24 protein-coding genes are annotated in these 23,133 nt (G+C 75.5%); 16 read left to right on the top strand and 8 right to left on the bottom strand.

What is annotated here, in order from left to right:
- Window positions 1-69: 69 nt before the first annotated feature.
- From lepB to ACWEO5_RS13990, 4 genes are all read right to left on the bottom strand, one after another.
- Entirely contained in the window at window positions 70-855 is a 786-nt protein-coding gene (lepB, locus tag ACWEO5_RS14005) for a signal peptidase I (RefSeq protein WP_452162640.1), read from the bottom strand.
- Between the two features lie 107 nt (window positions 856-962).
- Window positions 963-3,344: a hypothetical protein gene (locus ACWEO5_RS14000; protein ID WP_452162639.1), complete on the bottom strand. Its 2,382-nt coding sequence runs from the start codon at window positions 3,342-3,344 to the stop codon at window positions 963-965.
- On the bottom strand, window positions 3,341-4,027 hold the full coding sequence (locus ACWEO5_RS13995; protein WP_452162638.1) for an ABC transporter ATP-binding protein: 687 nt from the start codon (window positions 4,025-4,027) through the stop codon (window positions 3,341-3,343). Before ACWEO5_RS13995 ends, ACWEO5_RS14000 begins: the two co-directional genes overlap by 4 nt.
- A gap of 286 nt (window positions 4,028-4,313) precedes the next feature.
- A complete protein-coding gene (locus ACWEO5_RS13990; protein ID WP_452162637.1) occupies window positions 4,314-7,505 on the bottom strand; it encodes a M28 family peptidase in 3,192 nt (1,063 codons plus the stop codon).
- Window positions 7,506-7,805: 300 nt separating this feature from the next.
- Between ACWEO5_RS13990 and ACWEO5_RS13985 the strand changes: the two genes are divergently transcribed.
- From ACWEO5_RS13985 to ACWEO5_RS13955, 7 genes are all read left to right on the top strand, one after another.
- Window positions 7,806-9,224 carry a helix-turn-helix domain-containing protein gene (locus ACWEO5_RS13985; RefSeq protein ID WP_452162636.1) on the top strand — a complete coding sequence of 473 codons (1,419 nt, stop codon included), beginning with the start codon at window positions 7,806-7,808 and terminating at the stop codon, window positions 9,222-9,224.
- 298 nt (window positions 9,225-9,522) lie between these two features.
- Window positions 9,523-10,518, top strand: a complete 996-nt coding sequence (locus ACWEO5_RS13980) for an aminoglycoside phosphotransferase family protein (RefSeq protein ID WP_452162635.1) — start codon at window positions 9,523-9,525, stop codon at window positions 10,516-10,518.
- Between the two features lie 102 nt (window positions 10,519-10,620).
- Window positions 10,621-10,923 (top strand): hypothetical protein, encoded by a 303-nt coding sequence (locus ACWEO5_RS13975; protein WP_452162634.1) that lies wholly within the window; start codon window positions 10,621-10,623, stop codon window positions 10,921-10,923.
- 155 nt (window positions 10,924-11,078) lie between these two features.
- Window positions 11,079-11,477, top strand: a complete 399-nt coding sequence (locus ACWEO5_RS13970; protein WP_452162633.1) for a hypothetical protein — start codon at window positions 11,079-11,081, stop codon at window positions 11,475-11,477.
- Between the two features lie 175 nt (window positions 11,478-11,652).
- Complete coding sequence (locus tag ACWEO5_RS13965; protein WP_344554825.1) at window positions 11,653-12,081, top strand: VOC family protein; 429 nt, start codon at window positions 11,653-11,655, stop codon at window positions 12,079-12,081.
- A 126-nt stretch (window positions 12,082-12,207) separates the two neighbouring features.
- Window positions 12,208-12,564, top strand: coding sequence for a hypothetical protein (locus ACWEO5_RS13960; RefSeq protein ID WP_452162632.1), 357 nt, complete (start codon window positions 12,208-12,210; stop codon window positions 12,562-12,564).
- A 105-nt stretch (window positions 12,565-12,669) separates the two neighbouring features.
- Window positions 12,670-13,305: a TIGR03086 family metal-binding protein gene (locus ACWEO5_RS13955; protein ID WP_452162631.1), complete on the top strand. Its 636-nt coding sequence runs from the start codon at window positions 12,670-12,672 to the stop codon at window positions 13,303-13,305.
- 28 nt (window positions 13,306-13,333) lie between these two features.
- Here the strand turns inward: ACWEO5_RS13955 and ACWEO5_RS13950 are convergent, their stop codons facing one another.
- Entirely contained in the window at window positions 13,334-13,588 is a 255-nt protein-coding gene (locus ACWEO5_RS13950; protein WP_452162630.1) for a hypothetical protein, read from the bottom strand.
- Between the two features lie 113 nt (window positions 13,589-13,701).
- Window positions 13,702-14,109, bottom strand: coding sequence for a winged helix-turn-helix transcriptional regulator (locus ACWEO5_RS13945; RefSeq protein WP_452162629.1), 408 nt, complete (start codon window positions 14,107-14,109; stop codon window positions 13,702-13,704).
- A gap of 110 nt (window positions 14,110-14,219) precedes the next feature.
- Here ACWEO5_RS13945 and ACWEO5_RS13940 point away from each other — a divergent pair, with 110 nt between their 5' ends.
- Window positions 14,220-15,098, top strand: coding sequence for an NAD(P)H-binding protein (locus tag ACWEO5_RS13940; protein WP_452162628.1), 879 nt, complete (start codon window positions 14,220-14,222; stop codon window positions 15,096-15,098).
- A gap of 48 nt (window positions 15,099-15,146) precedes the next feature.
- Here ACWEO5_RS13940 and ACWEO5_RS13935 read toward each other — a convergent pair whose 3' ends face one another.
- A complete protein-coding gene (locus tag ACWEO5_RS13935) occupies window positions 15,147-16,016 on the bottom strand; it encodes a helix-turn-helix transcriptional regulator (RefSeq protein ID WP_452162627.1) in 870 nt (289 codons plus the stop codon).
- A gap of 186 nt (window positions 16,017-16,202) precedes the next feature.
- On the opposite strand from ACWEO5_RS13935, the gene ACWEO5_RS13930 reads away from it, so the two are divergent.
- The 5 genes from ACWEO5_RS13930 (at window position 16,203) to ACWEO5_RS13910 (ending at window position 18,479) form a co-directional block, all read left to right on the top strand.
- On the top strand, window positions 16,203-16,982 hold the full coding sequence (locus ACWEO5_RS13930; protein WP_452162626.1) for an NAD(P)H-dependent oxidoreductase: 780 nt from the start codon (window positions 16,203-16,205) through the stop codon (window positions 16,980-16,982).
- 133 nt (window positions 16,983-17,115) lie between these two features.
- The gene (locus tag ACWEO5_RS13925; protein ID WP_452162625.1) at window positions 17,116-17,520 is read left to right on the top strand and encodes an SRPBCC family protein; all 405 of its coding nucleotides are present in this window, start codon (window positions 17,116-17,118) and stop codon (window positions 17,518-17,520) included.
- A gap of 106 nt (window positions 17,521-17,626) precedes the next feature.
- Window positions 17,627-17,959, top strand: coding sequence for a YkvA family protein (locus tag ACWEO5_RS13920; protein ID WP_452162624.1), 333 nt, complete (start codon window positions 17,627-17,629; stop codon window positions 17,957-17,959).
- Window positions 17,956-18,222 carry a hypothetical protein gene (locus tag ACWEO5_RS13915; RefSeq protein ID WP_452162623.1) on the top strand — a complete coding sequence of 89 codons (267 nt, stop codon included), beginning with the start codon at window positions 17,956-17,958 and terminating at the stop codon, window positions 18,220-18,222. The genes ACWEO5_RS13920 and ACWEO5_RS13915 overlap by 4 nt, the downstream gene beginning before the upstream one ends.
- The gene (locus ACWEO5_RS13910) at window positions 18,219-18,479 is read left to right on the top strand and encodes a hypothetical protein (RefSeq protein ID WP_452162622.1); all 261 of its coding nucleotides are present in this window, start codon (window positions 18,219-18,221) and stop codon (window positions 18,477-18,479) included. The genes ACWEO5_RS13915 and ACWEO5_RS13910 overlap by 4 nt, the downstream gene beginning before the upstream one ends.
- 56 nt (window positions 18,480-18,535) lie before the next feature.
- On the opposite strand, the gene ACWEO5_RS13905 is transcribed toward ACWEO5_RS13910, so the two are convergent.
- Window positions 18,536-19,171 carry a TetR/AcrR family transcriptional regulator gene (locus ACWEO5_RS13905; protein WP_452162621.1) on the bottom strand — a complete coding sequence of 212 codons (636 nt, stop codon included), beginning with the start codon at window positions 19,169-19,171 and terminating at the stop codon, window positions 18,536-18,538.
- Between the two features lie 141 nt (window positions 19,172-19,312).
- Between ACWEO5_RS13905 and ACWEO5_RS13900 the strand changes: the two genes are divergently transcribed.
- From ACWEO5_RS13900 to ACWEO5_RS13890, 3 genes are read left to right on the top strand one after another with little or no spacing between them, the layout of a single operon-like run.
- Window positions 19,313-20,611, top strand: a complete 1,299-nt coding sequence (locus tag ACWEO5_RS13900) for a flavin-containing monooxygenase (RefSeq protein WP_452162620.1) — start codon at window positions 19,313-19,315, stop codon at window positions 20,609-20,611.
- Window positions 20,608-21,447 carry an SDR family NAD(P)-dependent oxidoreductase gene (locus ACWEO5_RS13895; RefSeq protein WP_452162619.1) on the top strand — a complete coding sequence of 280 codons (840 nt, stop codon included), beginning with the start codon at window positions 20,608-20,610 and terminating at the stop codon, window positions 21,445-21,447. Before ACWEO5_RS13900 ends, ACWEO5_RS13895 begins: the two co-directional genes overlap by 4 nt.
- On the top strand, window positions 21,444-22,787 hold the full coding sequence (locus ACWEO5_RS13890; protein WP_452162618.1) for an MFS transporter: 1,344 nt from the start codon (window positions 21,444-21,446) through the stop codon (window positions 22,785-22,787). Before ACWEO5_RS13895 ends, ACWEO5_RS13890 begins: the two co-directional genes overlap by 4 nt.
- Window positions 22,788-23,133: the final 346 nt, after the last annotated feature.

Genomic DNA, 23,133 nt, shown 5'->3' with positions numbered 1-23,133 from the left:
CCGGATACTCATCCGGGCCCGTGGACGAGCCCGTTGACGAGTCCGTGGACGAGCCCGGGGGCGGCGGGCTCAGCCGCCGATGCGCCCGAAGGTCGGGGGGATCGGCAGGGTGGTCCAGCGGCCCACGGGCCAGACCAGGACGCGGGCGCGCCCGATGACGTCGTCGACCGGGACGAACCCGCCGCCCGGGTTGTGGAGTTGCTGGTAGCGGGAGTCGGCGGAGTCGTTGCGGTGGTCGCCCATCACCCACAGGAAGCCCTTCGGGACGTGGACGGTGCCGACCGGGAAGTCGTCGCAGGGGGTGGAGCCGGGGTAGATGTAGGGCTCGTCCAGGGCGGTGCCGTTGACCCGGACGGGCTGGCCCGCGTCGCACTCGACGGTGTCGCCGCCGACCGCGATCACCCGCTTGATCAGGTCCTTCTCGTTCGCGGCGGGCACCAGGCCGAGGCCGCTCAGCACGCTCCGCACGAAGGTGCCCGAGTCGGGCGCCTCGGCCAGCCAGCCGCCCGGGTCCTTGAAGACCACCACCTCGCCGCGCTGCGGCCGGTCGCCCAGCCAGGGGCTGAACTTGTCCACGGCGACCCGGTCGCCCTTCTCCAGGGTGCCCATCATCGAGCCGGACGGGATCACGAAGACCTGCACCAGGAAGGTCTTGATCAGCAGGGCCAGCAGCAGCGCCGAGGCGACGCACCCCAGCACGGTGCGGCCGCGGGAGCGGCCCAGCACCCGGCGCAGCAACGGCTTCGCCGGCCCCTCCGACCCGGCGGCGGGGAGCGGCTCCTCGGATCCGGGCTCGGACAGGGGATCGGGTGCGGCTCCCGGGTCGGAACCGGGGGCGGTGGCTGCGGTGTTCACGGTGGCTCCCGCTCGGGGCGCTCGGGCCGCGCCGCCGGGAGGCGGGTGACGGCGGTGGATGGGGTGGGGCGTGGGTAGGGGTGGGCGGGGCGTCGGGCGACGGGGGCTCAGTCGCGGCGGATCAGCGCCGGGTCGATCCGCCGCACCAGCAGCGGCAGCGCGCCCAGGACGGCGACGGCGAGCACCGCCGCGCAGGCGGCGAGGGTGCGGGCGAAGGCGGGCCAGTCCCACGCGTGGACCAGTCCGCCGTACGCGTCGTAGGCGCGCCCCGCCAGCGCGCCGGCGGCCACCGCCGGGAGCAGGCCGCAGCCGAGGAACAGCACGGTCTGGACGACCTGGGCGCGGCGCAGGGTGCGGCGCGGGACGCCGATCAGGGTCAGCGCGGTGACGTTGCGCCGGCGCTCCAGGGCCCGGTCGAGCGCGGCGACCAGGTGGGCCAGGACGGTGACGGCCACGCCGAGCGCGGTGCCCGCGGTGTAGAGGGAGTCGACCAGCCGGGCCTTGCGCAGGCCGTCGGTGTCGACGCCGTACAGCACCGGTTCGGCGGCGGGCGCGGCCGCGGCGAGCCCGCCGAGCACCCGCTGCACGGTGGCGGTGGACGCCCGGGCGGCCAGGGTGAGGGTGCCGGTGGCGGCGGCGCCGTCCGGCAGGGTGTCCGTGGGCAGCAGCAGGTCCGTGCCGTACAGCGGGGAGTCGGCCGGCCAGCTGACCGAGGCCCGTGCGGACGGCACCCGGACGGTGACGGCGTCCGTCCCGCCGCCGGACCCGTTGCCCGGGCTGCCGCCGGATCCGCCGTCCGTCCCGCCGCCGGACCCGCTGCCCGGGCTGCCGCCGGAGCCGCCGTCCGTCCCGCCGCCGGACTCGGCGCCCGGGCCGGTGGGGAAGCGCAGTTCGGTGCCCGGCTCGGGCAGCGGCACCCCGTTCCCGGTGTCCAGCAGCAGCGGCACGCCGTCGGTGCAGCCGAGCGGCGGCGCGGCGGTGAACCGGGCCAGGTCCGCGCAGGTGCCGAGCAGGGCGGTGGCGGTGACCGGCCGGTGGCCGGGGACGGTGCTGGGCGGCGGCACCAGGTTGCGCACGGTCAGGACCGCCCCGTCCACGCCCGGCAGGGCGCGCAGCCGGGCCGGGTCGAGCCCGGGGGCCTCCGCGCCGACGACGCCGACGTACTGCACCGGCCGCCGCGGCTGCGCGGCCGCGTGCCAGTCGCGGAAGACGCCGTGCGCCAGGCCCAGGGCGAAGACGAACAGCACCAGCCCGGCGGTGGCCCGCACCGCCCCGCCCGGTTCCAGTTCGCCGCGGCGCGCGCCCAGCAGCACCGACAGCGAACGCGGGTCGCGGGCCGCCCGCCGGGCCAGGAACCGGGCCGCCAGCGGGTAGCAGGCGACCACCCCGTACCCGGTGGCGACCACCCCGGCCAGCAGCAGCGGCGCGGACAGCGCCCCGGCGGGGCGCCCGGAGCGGGACGGGGCGAGCCACAGCAGGCCGAGCGCGGCCAGGCCCGCCGCGAGCGGCAGCAGCCGCCACCGGGAGGGTGCGCGCGGCGGCCGCTCGCGGCGGTCCTCCAGCGGGCGGTCGGTCAGCGCGGACGTCCCCGCCCGGGAGATCAGCACCGCGCCCGCGGGCAGGCCCAGCAGGCACAGCAGCACGGTGGTCGCCGACGGCGCGGCGTCCCCGGGGAACCAGACCAGCCCCGGCAGTCCGACCCGGCCGCCGGCCCGGGCCGCCAGCGCGTACCCGGCCAGGCCCGCCGCCGCGCCCAGCAGCGCGGCCCCGGCCGGTTCCAGCGCGTTCAGCCGGCGCACGTCCCGCGCGGACATCCCGGTCAGCCGGAGCGCCGCCAGGGTGCGCAGCCGGCTCGCCGCGGACAGCCGGTTGCAGCCCGCCAGGAACAGGCCCAGCGGCAGCAGCACGAACACCGCCAGCATGAACTCCAGCAGGTGCAGCGTCTTCCCGTCGAGCAGCGCGGGCGGCCGGAACGCCAGCCCGAAACCGCCCAGCGGCTGCCCCTGCTCCAACTGCCCCCGCGGCACGCCGAGGTAGGCGTACAGCTCGTCGGGCGCGGCCAGCAGCGCCCCGGGCAGCACGCCCGCGACGGTGCCGGGCAGGCGCTCGCGCAGCGCGGGCTCGGCGGCCAGCAGTTCGCGCAGGCGCGGGGAGACCAGCAGTTCGCCGGGGCGCGGCGCGGTCGCGCCGCCGGGCAGGACGACCCGTCCGGGGGCGGCGATCAGCACCTCGGTGAGCGCGTCCGTCCCCCAACTGCCCTGCACGGTACGGAAGGCGGCGCCGTCGAGGGCGGGCGTGCCGGCCTGCGCCGGGTACGGGGTGCGGTGCTGCTCGTGGACGGTGCGGGCCTCCAGCAGCTGCGGCAGGGTCAGCACGGCGGCCAGGCAGGCCGCGCCGAGGGCCGCGCCCAGCGCCATCAGCAGCAGCCGCCAGCGGCCCCGCCGTCCCGCGCCCCGGGTCAGCGCCCAGCCCAGGCGCAGCACCGTCACCGCGCGGCCCCGGCGGAGATCCGGCCGTCGACCAGGTCCAGCCGCCGTCCGGCGGCGGCGGCCACCGTTTCGTCGTGCGTCACCAGCACCACGGCGGTGCCGCGTTCGGCGCTCAGCGCGAGCAGTTCGGCGAGCACCAGCCGGCCCGCGGCCCGGTCCAGCGCGCCGGTCGGCTCGTCGGCGAACAGCACCGCCGGGCGGTGCACCAGGGCGCGGGCGACCGCGGCGCGCTGCGCCTGCCCGCCGGAGACCAGGGCGGGACGGCGGTCGGCGAGGTGGTCGATGCCGAGGCGGGCCAGCAGCTCCAGCACCGGGCCGCGGGCCCGCCGCCCGCGCTGCCCGGCCAGCACCAGCGGCAGCGCGACGTTCTCGGCCAGCGTCAACTCCGGTACCAGGTCGCCGAACTGGAAGACGAAGCCGAAACTGCGGGCGCGCACGGCGGACAGCTCCCGGTCGGACAGCGCGGCCAGGTCGCGGCCCTCAAACAGCACCCGCCCGCCGGTGGGGCGCAGCACCCCGGCCAGGCAGTGCAGCAGCGAGGACTTGCCGGAGCCGCTGGGGCCGGTGACCGCCGTGACGGTGCCCGCCGCCACCGCGACGTCCACCCCGTGCAGCGCGGGCAGCGTCCCGTAGCGCAGCGCCACCCCCTCGGCCCGCAGCAGCACCCCGTCGTCGCGCGACACGGACGACCTCCCCCCGGTAGTCGGCCGGAGACCCCGCTCCGGACGGCGGTCATCGTACGTGCACCGCACGTCTGTGCGGCGTAAGGCCCGGGAGGGCGCCGGGAGGGCGCGGGGAGGGGAGGGGAGGACGGGGGAGGGCGCGGGGAGGGGACGGGAGGACGGGGGAGGGCACGGGAGGGGACGGGAACGCAGGTGTGCCGCGACCCGTCCCCCAACCGGTCGCGGCACACCCGCCGTGCTGGTTACCCGTTCACCGCCGTCGTCGTCGCCGGCGTGTTCCCGGTGGCTACAGGCGCTGCCACAGGGCCGGGACGACGTCCGGCGTCCAGGTGCTCTGCGAGGTGTGGGCCTGCAGGCACTTGTAGCTGACGCCGTTGTAGGTGACCACGTCGCCCGCGTTGTAGGACACGCCCGCGGCCCAGGTGCCGCCGCCGGTGCCGCCGCCGTTCACGACCAGGGTGTAGCCGGTGCCGTGGGTGGCGGAGGAGCCGGTGCCGGTGACCGTGATGGTGTAGGTCCCGGCGGGGGTGGAGGAGGAGGTGGAGACCGTCAGGGTCGCGCTGCCGCCGCTGGTGACGGAGGACGGGCTGAACGAGACGGTGGCGCCGGACGGGGCGCCGCTCGCGGTGAGCGACACGGTCTGCGCGCTGCCGGAGCTGGTGGCGGTGGAGACCGTGGCGCTGGCCGCGGAGCCCGCCTGGACGGTACCGGTGGACGGGTTCACCGCGAGGGTGAAGTCGTTGACCGGGGTGGTGGTGCCGCCGACCGAGGTCTTCCAGATCGCGTACGCCACGCCGTCGGCGTTCCGGTTCAGCACCGTCGCGTTGACGTTGGAGGTGGTGTCGCAGGAGGAGTGGTAGCAGGAGTCGTAGGACGCGTACGCGGTGCCGCCCCACTTGGTGGCCTGCGCAGGGGTCTTGGTGGCGTCGGCGCCCGCGGCGTAGCCGGAGGTCGGGATGCCGCCCTGCTGGAAGGAGTAGTCGTCGGAACGGCCCTGGCCCTCGACGTTCTCCTCCGGCTGGAGGTTCAGCGAGTCCCAGTACGCCTTCAGCGGCGCGGCGGTGGCCGAGTTGACGTTGTTGATGAAGTAGCCGGCGTTGGTCGAGCCGACCATGTCGAAGTTGTAGTAGCCCTTGATCGCCGAGCGCTGCGCCGAGGAGAGCTGGCCCACGTAGTACTGCGAGCCCTGCAGGCCCTGCTCCTCACCGGCCCACCAGGCGAACCGGACGTGCTTGCTCATGGTCGGGTTCTGCTGCGCCAGGACGAGCGCGTTCTCCAGCAGCACGGCCGAGCCGGAGCCGTTGTCGTTGATGCCCGGGCCGGCCGAGACCGAGTCCAGGTGGGCGCCGAACATGGTGACCTGGTCGGACGGGCCGCCCGGCCAGTCGGCGATCAGGTTGTTGGCGGTGTAGGTGCACGAGGTGCAGGTCTGCTCGGTGACGGTGTAGCCCGCCGCCTGCAGCTTGCCCTTCACGTACGCCAGCGACTGGGTGTAGCCCGCGGTGCCCGCCCGGCGGTTGCCGCCGTTCTGCTGGGCGACCGTGTACAGCTGGCTCAGGTGCGTCTGCACGTTGGCCACGTTGATGTCCGGGGCCGAGCCGCCGGGGTTGCCCCCGCCGCCGGTCACCGTCAGCTGGTACTGCGCGGTGTGGGTGGCCGGGCCGGTGCCGGTGACGGTCAGGGTGTAGGTGCCCGCCGCGGTGTTCGCGCCGACGTTGACGCTCAGCGTCGCCGAGCCGCCGGACTGCACGCTGGACGGGGAGAGGGTCGCGGTGGTGCCGGTGGGCGCGCCGGTCACCGACAGCGAGACGCTCGCGGCCGAGCCCGCGGTGACGGCGGTGGAGACCGTCGCACTGGTCGAGCTGCCCGCCTGCACGGAGCCCGAGGAGGGGCTCAGCGCCAGCGAGTAGTCGTTGTTGGTCGCGGCGCAGGTCGGGTCGCCGGCCTGGGCCGGCACGCTGACGGCGTCCCACGCGGCCTTGGTGCGGTTGAAGAAGTTGCAGCTCGCGTCGAGGTTCTTGGCCGCGGTCAGGGTCGCGGTCCGGTACTTCTTGTACGTCATGCCGCTGGTCTTGAGCAGCATGCCGCCGTAGAAGACCCGGCCCGCGTCCCGGATGCCGATGCCGGTGACGGACGAGGAGTTGCAGGTCGGGCTGGACGGCTTGCCGCCGCCCGGGCTGGAGCCCTCGGCCAGCAGGTAGAACCAGTGGTTCAGCGGGCCGGCCGCCGCGTGCTCCTCGGTGTTGGGGATCGACGCCGAGTAGCAGTTCGGGTTGCCGGAGACCTGCGAGGGGTTGTACATCACCCGGATCGGGCCCTGCCCGACCAGGTTGATCATCTCGCCGACCGTGTAGTCCGGGGAGTCGTACGGGGCCGGCTCGTTGGCGTACGCCTCGGTCAGCGCGCCCATGATGTCGCCGGTCGCCTCGCCCAGGCCCGCCTCGTTGTTGGCGCCGCCCGGCGTGTACTGGTCCAGGCCGTGGCCGAACTCGTGGCCCACCACGTCGATCGCGGCGATCCACTCGTTGGACTGGCTGTGGCCGATCGAGATGGTCGAGCCGTCCCAGTACGCGTTGACGTCGTTCAGGCCGACCTTGACCGGCCAGCTGCCGCCGTTGCCGTTGTGGCCGTTGCGCCCCAGCCAGTCCCGGAGCATGTCCCACTCCTTCTGCGCCGCGAACATCGCGTCGGCGCAGCCGGTCTCCTTGGACGTGGCGGCACCCGTGCCCCAGGAGTCGGTGGACTTGCTGAAGACCTGACCGGTCGAGTAGTCCGAGCACTGCAGGCCCGGACGGCTCGGGTCGCGCAGCGAGTAGGAGCTGCCCGAACCGGTGGTGTTGATGGTCAGGCCCGCCGGGCCGTTCCACTTGCTGTTGATGGTGCCGGCCTTGACGTCGTCGTAGCTGTCGGCCACCTCGCCGGTGACCGCGTCCACGAACACGTGCAGGTGGCTGGGCCGGCCCTCGGCCGAACCGGTCAGCACCGACTCCCAGGCCAGCCGGGAGGTGCCGTCCTTCACCCGGACGACCAGCCGGGGCGCCTCGGCCGAGTCGACCTTCGCCAGCTCCGCGCGCGCCGCCCTCTCCGCGGCCGCCGCGCTCACCTTCGCCTTCGTCGGCACGCCGACCGGCCCGGACGCGGCGTTCTGCACGCCGCGCACCTTGCCCTGGCCGTCGGCGAGCACCACCGCGTCGCCGCCGACCACCGGCAGGCCCTTGTAACTGCGCTCGTACGAGACCGAGTACAGGCCGTTCAGGAACTGGGTGACGCCTCGGCGCTCGTAGCTCTCGTCCGGGCCCTTGGCCAGTGCGTCCAGCCCGGCCGACGCCGCCAGGTCCGCCGCGGAGACGGCGGCGGCCAGCGGGGTGGGGGCCGGCGGGGCGAGGGGAGGCGCGGCGTTCGCCTGTCCGGCGAAACCACCGAGCATGCCTCCCAGCACGGCCAGGGTGGTGCCGGCGGTCAGCAATCTGCGTTTCATCAGAGCTCCTCAGCTCTTCGGGTGTGGGGGTGCCCGGAACCCTCACACCGCCGCCATGGCCCGGTCAACGGAGCTGACAATCCCCGGCACGTGATGGCAAATTCCGTCAAAGGCGTTGATCTAGAAGAGAATTGGCGCCGGGTCAGCAAGGGGTGCGAACCGCTCCGGACGGGGCCCGGACAAGGGCCCGAACAAGGGCGATGGCAAAGAAGAGGTACAGACCACGCCATGTACGGGGCCGGTCGGGACCGGTACCGTCTCGTACGGGAACAGGACCGGACGCGGGGGAGGTGTCGGCGCATGCTGGGCGCACCCAACCCGGTCGAACTGCCGGACGGCGGAAGCTGGCAGGAATTCGGCGCCCTGCTGCGCCACTGGCGCCGCCACGCCGGCTGGACCCAGGCCCAACTCGGCACCGCCGTCGGCTACGACCACACCGCCGTCAGCCGCCTCGAACACGGCGCCCGCCGCGCCACCCCCCGCCTCGTCCGACAGATCGACGAACTCCTCGGCACCGGCGGCGAACTCACCCGCAGCTACCACCGCGCCGAGAGCGCCGAGGGCGACCGCCCCGCCCTCCCCCCGCACCTGCTGCGCCCCCCGCTGCCCGCCACCGGCGGACCCGTCCCCACCGCCCCCGTCCCCGTCGACGACTGCCCCGCCAGCCTCCCCGACCACGACGTCCAGTGCCCGCTGCACGGCGCCACCGGCTGCCAGCCCCCGCCCCCCGCCGCCGCCCTCGCCCTGCACGCCGCGTTCTGCGCCGACCCCGCCGCCCCCCTCGACACCGACACCGTGCACGCCCTCGCCGCCGTCCTCGGCGCCCAACTCCACAGCGCCGAAAGGGCCGTGGGCGAACGCGGACCCGGCAGCGTGATCGAGGGCACCCTGCGCGCCGTCGTCGCCCGCCTCGCCGACGCACCCGTCCGCCACCGCCGCGTCCTCGCCCGGCTCGCGGCCGAGTACGCCCACGCCGCGGGCAGCCTGCGCCTGCACGGCGGCCGCCCCGCCACCGCGATGGCCTGCTTCGACCGCGCCCTCGGCTGGGCCGCCCTCGCCGGCGACCCCACCACCCAGGCCGCCGCCCTCAGCGACATGGCCGTCCTCGGCCTCCTCGACGACGACCCCGCCGCCGCCGGCGACTACGCCCGCGAGATCCGCCGCGCCGCGCCCGGCCGCCACTGGTCCGACACCCTCGCCACCCTCGGCGAAGCCCGCGCCACCGCCCTGGCCGGCGACATCCACGCCACCGTCCGCCACATCGGCCGCGCCCGCCAGCGCCTCGACCGACCCGAGGACCTCCCCGACACCGAAGCCCGCGTCCCCTGGCTGGCCCCCGCCGCACTCCGCCTCCGGGTCGAATCCGGCTCCTCCGCGGCCCTGCGCGACCTGGCTGCCGCCACCGCCGACCCCCGGCTCGCCCGCCGCGCCCTGACCGCCGCCACCGCCGCCCTCGACCTCCTCGCCGACGGCCAACTCCCGGTCGCCCGCGCCATGCTCACCGTCCGCATCGCCGACTGCCACCTCTGCGCCGACGACCCGCACGCCGCCCTCGCCGCCCTCGCCCCCCTCCTCGACACCGACGACACCCCGCTCCCGGCCCTGGTCCGCCACGAACTGCGGGGCGTGCGCGGTCGGTTGGCGGTGGGTGCGGGGCGGTGGGGGGTGGAGGTGGCGGAGGTGGCGGAGGTGGTGGTGCGGTTGGGGGCGGTGGTGTGAGGGGGTGCTGGGCTGGGTGGTGAGGGGGGAGGGGAGAGGGTGTCGCCGCGAATTGCGGGGCGTGCGTGGCCGGTTGGCGGTGGGTGCGGGGCGGTGGGGGGTGGAGGTGGCGGAGGTGGTGGTGCGGTTGGGGGCGGTGGTGTGAGGGGGCGCTGGGCTGGGTGGTGAAGGGGGCTGTGCCGGGGGCGCGTTCATGCGTGCGGGGGGCGACGAGGTGTCGTGACCGTGCGGCCGGGCGGCGCCGGGGTGCTGGGAAAACCGGGTGCGTCGGGCCGGGGGCGAGGCAGAGACTCGGGGGGTGGACATCGATCAGGACGCGGTGGCAGCCGCTTTCGGGCTGGGGCAGCCGTCGGGGCCGTGGCGGGTGCTCGACAACGGGGGCGCCCCGACCGGGGCCCGGGTGCTGGAGACCGCGCGCGGGCGCTGGACGGTGCGGACGGGTCGGCTGCGCAGCGAATGGCACCACCAACAGGCCCACCGGGTGCGGAGGTTGCAGCGGGCGGCGCTGGCGGCGGGTATCGAGATGCCGCGCCCCGTCGAGCCGCCCCGCCCCGCCGTCGGCTACTGGCACCGGCTCGCCGGTGACGGGGTCGTCCAGGTCGGCGAGTGGCTGGACGGGCACGACCTGCGGCGCCCCGGCGCCGATCTCGTGGCGGCCACCGAGTGGACGGGCCGCACCCTGGCCCGGATCGCGGTGCTGGACACCGGCGGGGAGCAGCCGCCCGCGCCGCACCCCGTCGAGGAGTGGCGGGAGTGGGTGGCCGAGGCCGAGACCGGCGGCCTCCCGGTGGCGGCCCCGGCCCGGGCGCTGCTCCCGGCGGTCGCCGACGCCATCGCCCTGGTGCGGGACGCGCAGCGCGCCGCCCCCGCCGCCGTCCTGGTGCACGGCGACACCTCCCGGGCCAACGTGCTGCGCACGCCCGGCGGGTACGCGCTGATCGACTGGGAGAGCGTCCGGCCGGAGGTCCCCTGGTGGGACGCGGTGAGCGTGGCCTTCCGGTTGGCCACCCCCTTCAACGGGCCCGCCGTCAGCGCCGACCCCCGGACGGTGCGGCCGCTGCTCGCCGCCTACCTGGACGCCGGCGGCCCGGGCGGCCCGGCCGAGGAGTCGGCCTTCGCGGGCCTGCTGCGCAGCCAACTCGCCTCCACCGCCTGGTTCCTGTGGCTGGCGATGGGCCACCGCGAGGCGGACGCCGGGCAGCGGGCCTTCGGCCTGCGGGTGGTGACCGACACCGCCCGGGAGCTGCCCGGGGTGCTGCGCGGGCTGCCGGACTGGACGGCGCTGCTGCGCTGAGCGGGCCCGTCGCCGCCCCGGCGTGGTCGCGCTGAGCGGGCCCGTTGCCGCCCCGGTGGGGCCGCCGTCGGCGGGGAACGGCCGGTGTGGCAGCATCCCGCCATGTCTCTGACGACCTGGAGCCACGACGGCGGCCTGTACTGCGCCCTGTTCACCGAGACGGGCGTGGACGGCAGCCGGCTCGGCCACTTCGAACTCAGCGCGGCCCGACTGGTCCCGAGCGGCACCCCGTCCGTGCCGGACTCGCCCGCACCCGGTCCGACGGCCCTGACCGTGGTGGCCCCGGCCCTGGAACCGGGCGACCAGCCCGTGGTCTTCTTCGGCGACGGTCCCACCCTGCCGTTCGCGGTGCTCCAGCACTTCGTGGCGATGGTGGCGGCCCGCCTGGAGGGCGCGGAGACGTGACGGCCCGCTCCCGGCAATGTCATTACCCTTCCTTGGGGAAGGACATATGATCACCTGGTCGCCGGCCCCGCCCCGCGCGGGCCGACGAGCCGGTGCGCCCGCCCGGGCCGGGCCGGGCCCGGGCGGGGAGACGTCCGACGACGGGGGAGAGGCCGATGGCGGCAGGACGGAACGACGACCTCGGGGGTCCGGAGATCACCGACGACGAGCTGCTCGACGTCGCCGACAACCCCGAGCAGGCCGCCGAACTGCACCGCGCCCTGCGGACGTTGGCGAAGAACGACAAGGTCGGCCCGGAGCTCCGGCAGATGGCCCGCGAGGTGCTCAGCGGCCGGATCGGCATGCGGGACGTGATCGAGTCCGACCGCTACCTGTCGGCGATCGGCGCCCGCCTGGGCGAGATGCGCACCGCGGCGGAGAACCTCTCGCCCGAGGAGCGCGAAGCCTCCGACCGGCGGGCCGTGAAGCTGCGCGAGGACTACGAGGCCGAGCACGGACCGGATCCGCACGCGGACGACGAGGACTGGACCATCCGGCGCGACGAACGCCCCTGAGGCGCTGCCCACCGCCTGCCCTGCCCCGCCCCGCCGCCGTCCTGCAGGGCGTCTCGCACTGCCACGCCCGAACCGGCCCCCGGGCCCGACGGGCGTCGGACGGGGCGCCCGACGGCCCGTCGGGCACGCCGGAAAATCCGGTGCCCCCGGGTCGGCGCGTTGCTACGGTGACCGCATGGCAGTGCTCAGACAATTCCAGGTCACCTTCGACTGTGCCGACCCCGCCCGGGTCGCCCGCTTCTGGTGCGAGGTGCTCGGCTACGAGTCCAATCCCCCCAAGGGCTTCGACAGTTGGGAGGAGTACCAGGCCGCCCAGCCGCCCGAGGAGCGCGGCTCCTGGTCCGCCTGCACCGACCCCACCGGCGTCGGCCCGCGGCTGTACTTCCAGCGCGTCCCCGAGGGCAAGGCCGTCAAGAACCGGGTCCACCTCGACGTCCGGGTCGGCACCGGCCTGATCGGCACCGAGCGCCTCGCCGCCCTGGAAGCCGAGTGCGCCCGGCTGCTGCCGCTCGGCGCCGTCCGGGTCCAGCTGCTGTACGACGGCGGCGACGACTCGTGCATCGCCATGCAGGACGTCGAGGGCAACGAGTTCTGCATCGACTGACGCCGCCTCGGCGCCGCTCGGCCGGTGCCGGTGCCGCCACGATGTGAGACGGAACGTCCCGAACAGCGGGACGCCGGTAGGGTCGGGACGCGCGGGGGGCAACACGAACGACGGGTAGGTGCGGCCATGCCGAAGACGGTCATCCACGTGTTCCACGAAGACGACGACTCGCTCACCACGGGCACCCGGGTGGCCCGGCGGATCCGGGAGGTGGCCGCGGAGCGCGGCTGCGAGGTCGAGGTGTTCTGCTTCGGCCCGGCCCAGCGCCGCCTCGGCGACCGGGACGCGACCGGGGCGGCCGCCGTCTACAACCGGCAGGTCGACGAGCTGATCGCCGAGGGCGTCCCGGTGGGCGCCTGCGTCAACGCGGCCCGCGCCGACGGGACGGAAGCCGCACTGCTGCGGCGCGGCCTGCGGCTGGAGGTGGCCCGGGACGAGTTCGTGCGCTTCGCCCTCGAAGGCGCCACCGTCATCACGTTCTGAGCCCGCCCGCTCCGCGCGCCCCGCCCGGGCTTGCCCGGGCTTGCCCGGACCCGCCCGGAAAAGAATTCGTACGGTCGTGCTGAAATATCGGGTAGGCTCGGCGGCATGACGGACACTCAGGCAGCGGATCCCCGGGCCGCCGACATCCGGGACCTCGACGCGCGCGCACTGCTGGTCGCGCGCTCCGTCGTCGACGGGGTCGGCGCCGACGCGCTCGACCGGCCGACCCCCTGCGGGCCCTGGACGCTCGGGCAGCTGCTCGCGCACATGACCGGGCAGAACCACGGCTTCGCGGCGGCCGCCCGCGGCGACGGCCGCGACCTCGCGCACTGGGCGGATCGCCCGGTCGGCGACGACCCGGCGGGCGTGTTCGCCGCCTCGGCGGCGGAGGTCGCCGCGGCCTTCGCGGAGGAGGGCGTGCTGGAGCGGGCCTTCCACCTCCCCGAGGTCCGCGACGGCGGCCCGTTCCCCGCGTCGCAGGCCATCGCCTTCCACTTCCTGGACTACCTCGTCCACGCCTGGGACGTCGCCGTCTCGATCGGCGTCCGGCCCGCCTTCGACGCCGACCTGCTGGCCGCCGTCCTGCCGGTCGCCGCCCTCGTCCCCACCGGCCCCGCCCGCGAGGCGCCGGGCGCCGCCTTCGCCCCCGCGCTGGACGTCCCGCCCGGGGCCGACCCGTTGGAGCAGGTGCTGCGCCTGCTCGGCCGCGACCCGCACTGGAGCCCCCCGCCCGCCGCCTGAGCATGGCCCGCCGGGCTTTCGGGGGCTTTCAGGAGAGCCGGGTCCGGGCGAACAGCTCCAGGTGGCCGCAGGCCGGGCAGCGGAAGGCGTCGATCTGCATCCGGGCCCGGCCGAAGCGCTTGGCCCGGCCCAGCAGCCCGCGTTCGACCGGCCCCGGTATCCACCGGGCGTCGCCGCGGCTGTCGCGGCCGCCGTCCTCGATGAAGCCCTGATCGAGTCCGGTGTGCCCGCAGTGGGTGCACCGGAGCGGGGCCGGGGTCGGGGCGGGGTACCGGGGGGTCACGCCCGGAGTATAGGCCGGGCCGGCGGCGTCCGGCCGGAGTTTCGAACGGACGTCAGGACGCCTGGGGTGCAAGGGACTTGAGGGCGCTGCCTGCCCCCGGCTCCACCCGCCGCCTACCCGTCCGCCCGCGCCGCCTTCGCCTCGGCGTGGGCCGCCCGGGCCGCCAGCACCTCGGGGGTGCGCGACTCGGCCCAGCGGGCCAGCGCCCAGACCTGCCGGGCGGCCTCCTCGCCGAGCGGGGTCAGCGTGTAGTCGACGCGCGGCGGGATGACGGCGTGCGCCTCGCGGTGCACCAGGCCGTCCTGCTCCAGGGTCTGCAGGGTCTGGGCGAGCATCTTCTCGCTCACCCCGCCCACCGCGCGGCGCAGTTCGCTGAACCGGTGGGTGCCGTCCAGCAGGACGGCCAGCACCAGTACCGCCCAGCGGCTGGTGACGTGCTCCAGGATGCCGCGCGAGGTGCAGCACTCCGAGTTGACGCTCACCGGGAGTCCGCCGGTCAGTTCCTTCACCCTGAGGTTCATGGAAGTAGCTTACCCAAAAGTGGGTACTTCCGATTCGTAAGTGGCTTTCCTACGGTGGGGTGCGACAGCCGTCGTACCGCCCTTCGCCCCACCCCAGGAGTTGCATTCCCATGAGCATCGTCGTCACCGGCGCCACCGGACAGCTCGGCCGCCTCGTCATCGACGAACTGCTGGCCCGCGTCCCGGCCGCCCAGGTCGCCGCCGCCGTCCGCGACGAGGGCAAGGCCGCCGACCTGGCCGCCCGGGGCGTCGAACTGCGGCTCGCCGACTACGACCGGCCCGGGACGCTGGCCGCGGCGATCCGCCCCGGCGACACCGTGCTGCTGGTCTCCGGCAGCGAGCTCGGCCGCCGGGTCGCCCAGCACACCGCCGTGATCGAGGCCGCGAAGGCCGCCGGGGCCGCCCGGCTGGTCTACACCGGGGTGCTCGGCGGTCCGGACGCCGACTTCCGGCTCGCCGACGAGCACCGGGCCACCGAGCAGCTGATCCTCGACTCCGGCCTGCCGTACACCTTCCTGCGCAACGGCTGGTACACCGAGAACTACACCGCGCTGATCCCGGTCCAGCTGGAGCACGGCGTGGCCGGCAGCACCGCGGGCGGCCGGATCGGCGCCGCGACCCGCGCCGACTACGCCGCCGCGGCCGCCGCCGTGCTGACCGGCGAGGGCCACGAGAACCGCGCCTACGAGCTCAGCGGCGACACGGCCTGGACGCTGGAGGAGTACGCCGCCGAACTCTCCCGGCAGAGCGGCCGGACGGTCGCCCACCACGAACTGCCCGCCGAGGCCAACCTCGGGGTGCTCACCGGCGCGGGCCTGCCGCCGCAGCTCGCCGAGATCCTGGTGGATGTGGACGTCTCCGGCATCGCCCGCGGCCTGCTGGCCGGCGGCAGCGGCGATCTGGCCCGGCTGATCGGCCGCCCGACCACGCCGCTGGCCGACACCGTCGCGCAGGCGCTCGCCGCGAGCGCGGCCGCGACCGCGAGCTGATCCCGGCCGCGGCCGCGGGCCGAACCCGGCCGAGCGCGGACGCCCGGACTACTCGGTGGTCCGGGCGTCCGCGGCCTCCTGGGCGGCCGCGGCCTCCCGGGCGCCGGCGCCGCCCGCGTCCAGGGCCGCCAGCAGGCGCAGCCCGTCCTCGGCGGGGCTGCCGGGGGCCGCGGTGAGCACCAGCAGTTCGGTGCCCGACCCGTCCGGCAGCGCGAAGTTCTCCTGGTGCAGTTCGAGCAGCCCGACCAGCGGGTGCCGGTACGCCTTGCGCCCGTGCGTGCGGGCGCGCACGTCCGCCCGGGCCCACAGACGGCGGAAGCGCTCGCTGCCCATCGCCAACTCGCCGATCAGCGAGGTCAGCCGGGGGTCGTCCGGGTACTTCCCGACGGCCAGCCGCAGGTGGCCGACCACGTCGAGGGTGCAGGTCTCCCACCCCGCGTAGAGGCCGTGCTCGCCCTCCTGCAGGAAGAGGTGCCGGGCGATGTTCAGACCCGCGGGGTCCGGGCGGCCGTAGAGCAGCCCGGCCAGGCGGTTCCCGGCGAGCACGTCCAGCCGGTGGCCCATGATCACCGCAGGCGCGTCGACGACCAGGTCCAGCACCCGCAGCAGCTCCGGGCGGATCCGCCCGCCCGGCGCCTTGGCCCGGCGCCGGGGCTGCCGGGCCAGCCGGTGCAGGTGGCCCCGCTCGGTCCCGTCCAGGCCCAGCACCCGGGCCAGCGCGTCCAGCACCTGCTCGGAGGGCTGGGTGGCCCGTCCCTGCTCCAGGCGCACGTAGTAGTCCACGCTCACCCCGGACAGGTGCGCGACCTCCTCGCGCCGCAGCCCCGCCACCCGCCGGCGGCCGTCGACGGGGATGCCGGCCGTGGCCGGGTCGACCCGGGCGCGCCGGGTCCGCAGGAAGCCCGCGAGATCGTCCATGCCCCCGAGTATGGCCCGGTCCGGTCCGGCGGCGGCCCGCCGAGGGTGGTCCCGCCAGTACCAGGAAGTCCGTTCCTACGGAAGCCGAGCCCCTGAACGGCCGCCGCCGCGAGGGCCAGGATCGGAGGCAGCCGAAGCGGCCGCCGCAGGGACGGCCGCCGGACGCCCCGACCGGAGGAGACCCCGATGAAGATCCTGATCGTCCACGCCCACCCCGAGCCGAAGTCGCTCAACGGCTCGCTCAAGGACCACGCGGTGACCGTCCTGGAGGCCGCCGGGCACCGGGTGCGGGTCAGCGACCTGTACGCGATGGACTGGAAGGCCGCGGCGGACGCCGCCGACTACGGCCCGCACGCCTCCAGCCCGCTCAAGGTCCCGCTCGACTCCGGCCGCGCCTTCGAGGCCGGGGAGCTCACCGCCGACGTCCGCGCCGAGCAGGAGAAGCTGCTCTGGGCCGACACCGTCATCCTCCAGTTCCCGCTGTGGTGGTACACCATGCCCGCCATCCTCAAGGGCTGGGTCGACCGGGTCTTCACCTACCGCTTCGCGTACGGGGTCGGCGAGCACAGCGGCACCAAGTACGGCGAGCGCTTCGGCGAGGGCACCCTGGCCGGACGCCGGGCCCTGCTCTCGGTCACCGTCGGCGGCCCCGAGTCGCACTACGCCGCCCGCGGCATCAACGGCCCGATCGACGACCTGCTGTTCCCCATCCAGCACGGCATCCTGTACTACCCCGGCCTGGAGGTGCTGCCGCCCTTCGTCGTCCACGGCGCCGACCGGCTCGCCCCCGAGCGGTACTCCGCCGTCGTCGAAGCCTGGGAGCAGCGCCTGCTCACCCTGGAGACCACCGAGCCGGTCCCGTACCGCCGGCAGAACTTCGGCGACTACGAGATCCCCGCCCTGCACCTCAAGGAGGGCCTGGAGCCGGCCGGCCGCACCGGCTTCGCCCTGCACCTGCAGCACTGACCGGACCCCGCCCGGCCCCGACCGGCCCCGACCGGCCCGGTGCCGACCGACACCGACCGGCCCGGCAACACCCGGCCCGGCCCGGGGCGCGCCACGCCCCGGGCCGCCGCCGCCCGGCCGGTAGCATCGGCGGATGACCGAGTTCCGCATCGTGCTGGCCACCGGGCTCGACCCCGACGAAGCCTGGCGGCGCGTCACCGACTGGCCCCGCCACGCGATGCCGTTCACCACCGTCCGCTCCGACGGCCGCACCGTCACCGCCCGCACCGGCACCGGCCGGTACGGCTTCGACGACGTGATGGACGTCGTCCACCGGGAGCCCCCCGGCCCCGGCCGCCCCGGCCGCTGCCGCCTCGTCAAACGCGGCCCGCTGATCACCGGATGGGCCGAGATCGACGTCCGCCCGCACCGCGGCGGCGCCGTCGTCCGCTGGCGCGAGGACCTGCGGATCGCCCCGCTGCCCGCCCTGCTCGACCGCCCCACCGCCTGGTGCGGCCGCCTCCTGTTCCGCCGCACCCTGCGCGCGCTGCTGCGCTGAGGCGCCCCGGCGGACCGCAACTTTTCCCGTTCCGGAGGAACGCTCCGGCCCGAGCGGGGCAAGAGTGTTCCGACGGAACCGGCGGGAACACCGAAGGGGTGGACGGATGAGTGAGGGGACGAGCACGCTGCTGTGGGTCGCCGCGGCGGTCTTCCTGGTCGCGACGGTGGCCGCGGCGATCGTACTGGTGGTCAAACTGGTGCGCACCAAGCGGCTGTTGGCCGACACGAACATTCCGATGTCGAAGAAGCTGCTGTTCTGGGGAGCGATCGCCTACCTGGTCTTCCCGGTCGACCTGATGCCCGACCCGGTCCTGATCGACGACATCGGCGTCCTGCTGCTGGCCCTGCGCTCGCTCAACAAGGCGGTCCCCGAGGGGGTCGCCGGCCGCGCGGGCCGGGTACGGTCGAAGCAGACAGGTGGGAGGGCAGAGGGATGACCGCGACGGCAGAGTCCGGAACGCTGCGCGTGCCGCGCAGCATCAACGGCATCGAGCAGGCGCTCACGTACGAGGAGCGGGCCCGGTTCTACGGCGAACTCGGCCCGCTGGAGGACCCGGTGGAACGCGAGGCGGTGATCGGCGCCTGGTGGCTGCGGGCGATGTCCGCCGCCTACGGGAACGACCGGGCGGGCTTCCGGGCCGCGGTGGCGCCGCTGCTGCTGGCGGGGCGGTCGGAGCGGGCCGGGGCGGCCGCCGCGTGAGCGGCTGGCGGATCTGGCTGCAGGAGCAGCCGGCCCGCACCATGGTGGAGATCTCGAAGACGGACGAGGTGCTGTTCGCGCTCGTCAACGCCGCCCTGGTGCTGCTGGACGACCGGGCGGGCGCGCCGGTGGACGAGTGGGGCGACCTGCGCAGCGTGGTGCTGGCCCGGTCCGTCACCGCCGAGCTGTTCGTCGACCCGGAGCAGCGCACCGTCGACGTGCTGCGGCTGGTCTGGGTCCCCGGCCTGGGCGGCTGAACGCCGGGAGCGGAAGCCGGACGCCGTGAGGGGATCCGAGCGCCGCCGGGCCCGGGTCAGCCGTGGTCGAGGACGGCGGTGACCACCGTGTGCAGGTGGCGGCGGAAGCGGTCCAGGACGGCGAGGTCGAGCGGGCCGCGGCGGGTGCCGGCGGGGTCGATGACGCCGGCCTGGCCGAAGGAGTGGGACGTCCAGACGATGGTGAAGACCAGCATCTCGACGTCCGCCCCGGCGCCGAGGCCGGCCCGGTCGAGGACGGTGCGGACGGCGGCGGCCACCTCGGCGACCAGCGGGCCGGCGAACTCGCTCTCGATGTCGGAGTGGTCGGCGCCCTCGGCCAGCCAGCGGCGCATCCACAGCGCCGGGACCTCGGGGTGGTTGAGGCAGAAGGACAGGTAGTCGTCGACGAAGGCGAGCAGCGCGGCCCGGGTCTCGCCGGGGGTGGAGCCGCAGGCGTGCAGCCGGGTCAGGGACTCGGTGACCACCCCGCGCTGGGCGAGGTGGGCCCGGCGCATCACCTCGCGGTACAGCTCGGGCTTGGCGCCGACGTGGTAGGCGACGGTGGCGATGTTCAGGCCGACCGCGTCGCCGATCGCCCGGGTGCTGGTGGCGTCGTAGCCGCGCTCGGCGAACAGGCGGGTGGCGGTCGCCAGGATGCGTTCGCGGGGGCCGTCCTCGGGCAGGGCGCTCATGGGCATCGAGGATAGCGGACCGCAGCGGAAGAAATCCATCAGGTGATGGAGCGATAAACAGCAGGTCAACACCCATTGTGCCGGACTCCATCATTCGATTGAATGAGCGCCTTTCCACGGACCGCGAGAGGAGCACCCGGCATGGGTACGACCAGGGTGGCGGTGATCGGCGCCGGCGCGGCAGGACTGGCCGCCGCCAAGGCACTGCTCGACCAAGGGCTGGAGGTCACCGTCCTGGAGCGCGGCACCCGCGTCGGCGGCCTGTGGGCGGGCGACGACGGCGCCGGCGGCTCCCCGGCGTACGACAGCCTGCACCTGAACACCAGCAAGGGCCGCACCGAGTTCGCCGACTTCCCGATGCCCGCGCACTGGCCCGACTACCCGTCCGCCGCCCGGGTGGCCCGCTACCTCGCCGACTACGCCGAGGAGTTCGGCATCACCGAGCGGGTCAGGTTCGGGACGCACGTCGAACGGGTCGCCCGGGACGAGCACGGCTGGCGGGTCGACGGCGAACGCCACGACGCCGTGGTGGTCGCCAACGGCCACAACCGGGAACCGAAGTGGCCCAGCCCCGGCTACCCCGGCGACTTCGCCGGCACCCAGCTGCACGCCCACGACCACCGCCGTGCCGACGCCTACGCGGGCAAGCGGGTGCTGGTCGTCGGCACCGGCAACTCCGCGATGGACATCGCCGTCGACGCCTCGTACACCGCCGACGGCCCGGTGCTGCTCTCCGCCCGGCACGGCACCCACATCGTGCCCAAGTACCTGTTCGGCCGCCCCGCCGACGCCACCGGCGGCGCGCTCGCCGTGCTGCCTTGGCGGATCCGGCAGGCCGTCGCGCAGACCGTGCTCAAGATCGCCGTCGGCACGCCCGGCCGCTACGGCCTGCCCGAACCCGCCGGCGGCCTGTTCCAGAACCACCCCACCATCAGCGACACCGTCCTGCACCGCCTCACCCACGGCGAGATCGAGGCCCGCCCCGGCATCGACCGGCTCGACGGCACCCGGGTGCACTTCACCGACGGCCGCACCGACCAGGTCGACGTCATCGTCTGGGCCACCGGCTACCGCGTCACGATCCCCTTCCTGGACCAGCGCTGGACCGGCCCCGACCCCGAGCAACTCCCGCTCTACCAAAGGGTGTTCCACCTCGACGACCCGACGCTCGGCTTCGTCGGGCTGATGCAGTCCACCGGCGCCGCGCTCCCCGTCGTCGAGGCCCAGGGCCGACTGTTCGCCGCCCACCTCGCCGGACGCTACGCCCTCCCCGGCGCCGAGCAGCAGCGCGCACACGTCCGCCGCGCGCACGCCGCCGCCGTCCGGCGCTGGGGCGACAAGCGGCCGATGATGCGGATCGACTTCGACCAGTACGTCGCCGCCGTCCCCCGCGAACTCAAGGCCGGCGCCCGCCGCGCGCAGAAGGAGAAGACCCCGTGACCGTACTCAACCGGCGCCAGGACCCGCGCGGCCGCCGCGTGCTGATCACCGGCGCCTCCGGCACCATCGGACGCGCCCTCGGCACCCGCCTCACCGCCGCCGGCGCGCACGTCCTCGGCCTCGACCTGCGCCCCGCCGGCGACGAACCCTTCCCCGTGCTGCGCTGCGACGTCACCGACGACGACAGCGTCACCGCCGCCGTCGCCGAAGCACTGCAGACCCTCGGCGGCCTCGACGTCCTCGTCAACAACGCGGGCACCGGCGGCCCCGCCCCCGCCGAGCACGCCCCCGGCACCGAGGTCCGCCGCCAACTGGAGATCAACCTGCTCGGCACCTGGCGCACCACCGCCGCCTGCGTGGACGCCCTGGTCGCCGCCCGCGGCCGGGTCGTCATGGTCACCTCCCGGATGGCCGTCATGCAGCTCCCGCTCGCCGCCGCCTACGGCGCCTCCAAGCGCGCCATGGTCGCCTACGCCGACGCGCTGCGCCTCGAACTCGGCACCCACGTCGGCGTCAGCTGCGTCTACCCGTCCGCGGTGCGCAGCCCGATCCACGACTCCACCAAAGCCGCCGGACTCTCCCTGGAGGGCATGAGCGTCTACGAGCCGCTGGAGGGCGTGCTCGACGCGATCGACAAGGCCGCCTTCTCCACCCGCCCGCACCGCGACGTCACCACCACCCGCAAGGGCGCCGTCGAGTTCTTCCTCGCCCGCCACCTGCCCGCCCTCACCGACCGGATCGTCGCCCGCACCCTGCACGCCCGCACCGCCGCCGGAGCCCTCGACGGCGCCGCACTCGCCGCCGGGGTCGTCGCCCGCCACCGGGGCCGGAAGTGACCGGGACGGAGCCGGGCCGCCGGGCACTCACCCTGTACGCCGCCGGATCGGTCGGCATGGGCGTCTGGGTCACCGTGCCCGGACTCCTGCTGCTGTACTTCCTCACCGACGTGCTCGGCGTCAGCCCCGCCCTGGCCGGCCTCGCCCTGCTGCTGCCCAAGGCCGTCGACGTGCTCGCCCACCCGCTGCTCGGCTCCCGCTCCGACCGGCAGGCCCGCCGCGACGGCCACCGGCGGCGGATGATGCGCGTCGGCCTGCTGCTCGGCGCCGCGCTGACCGCCCTGTTCAGCGTCCCGCCCGGCCTGCACGGCGGAGCCGCCGCGCTCTGGGTCGGCGGCTGGTTCACCGCCGGGAACCTGCTGTTCGCCGCCTTCCAGGTGCCCTACCTCACCACCCCGTCCGACCTGGACGTCGGCTACCACGCACGCACCCGGGTCTTCATGTTCCGGATGGCCCTGCTCACCGTCGGCCTGCTCGCCGCCGGAGTCGCCGCCCCCGCGCTCTCCTCCGGCGGCACCCGCGCCGACTACGCCCGGATGGCCGTGCTGCTGGCCGCCGCGGTGGCCGCCTCCGGCGCCGTCGCCCTGCTCGGCGTGCGCCGGCTCACCGCCGAGTGCGGCTTCAAGGCACCCGCCGAACGGGCCGGCCACTCCACCCGCGCCGACCTGCGCACCGCCCTGCGCGACCCCGACTTCCGCCCCCTGCTGCTCTCCTACCTGTTCACCGGCACCACCACCCACCTTTTTCTGGCCGCCCTGCCCTACGTCACCGAGCACGTCTTCCACCACAGCGGGCTGACCGCCCTGTTCATGGGCCTCTTCCTCGCCCCCGCGCTGCTCTCCGGCCCCGCCTGGACCGCCTGGTCCCGGCGCGAGGGCAACGGCAAGCAGCGCGGACTGCTCATCTCCCAGGCCGTGTTCGCCACCGGCTCGCTGCTCCTGCTGCCCGCCGCCGCCCTGCTCGACGGGGGAGCGCGGGTCACCGCCACCGCCGCCGTGGTGATGGCCATGGGCACCGCCTTCGCCGGACTCCAACTCTTCGCGTTCGCGATGCTCCCGGACGCCGTCGCCGCCGCCGAGAACGCCGAAGCCGGCGCCTACACCGGCCTGTGGACCGCCACCGAGGCCACCGGCACCGCCGTCGGCCCCTACCTGTACTCGGCCGCCCTCGCCCTCGGCGGCTTCGTCCCCAGCACCGGCGGCACCCACACCGCCCAGAGCGACACCGCACTGACCGCCCTGCTCGCCGGCTTCACCCTGCTGCCCGCCGCCCTGATGGCCCTCGCCCTGGCCCTCCAACGCCGCTGCGCCCTGGACACGAGACGAGGGGGGCTCGGGTGAGCGACCACCAGGGGCTCGGGGAACGGCGAGGCCGTGCGGCCGGCGGCCGGAGCCCAGCGAGGGGTCCGTGCTGCTGCGTGCCGTGAACAGAACCCGAAGCAGACGCGCGCCACGGCAGTGAACCCGCAGCAGCCGCGGCCTCGCCGTCCACCGCACCGGCGGCGGGGCATGCACCGGTTCCGGGCGGGCACACGGCAGGGCATGAGTGAGCATCAGCAGCCACCGCACCCGTCCGTCCCGCCGCGGCCGGTGGGACCGCCGCTGCCCACGGATCCGCCGCTGCCCACCGCCCCGCCGCAGCCCACCGCCCCGCCGCGGTCCCGTCGGCGGGCGTGGCGGTTCGGCG

It is taken from the genome of Kitasatospora sp. NPDC004272 (assembly GCF_053603035.1).
The sequence above is the reverse complement of the archived record's forward strand: the minus strand, read 5'-3'. Positions and strand labels throughout refer to the sequence as shown.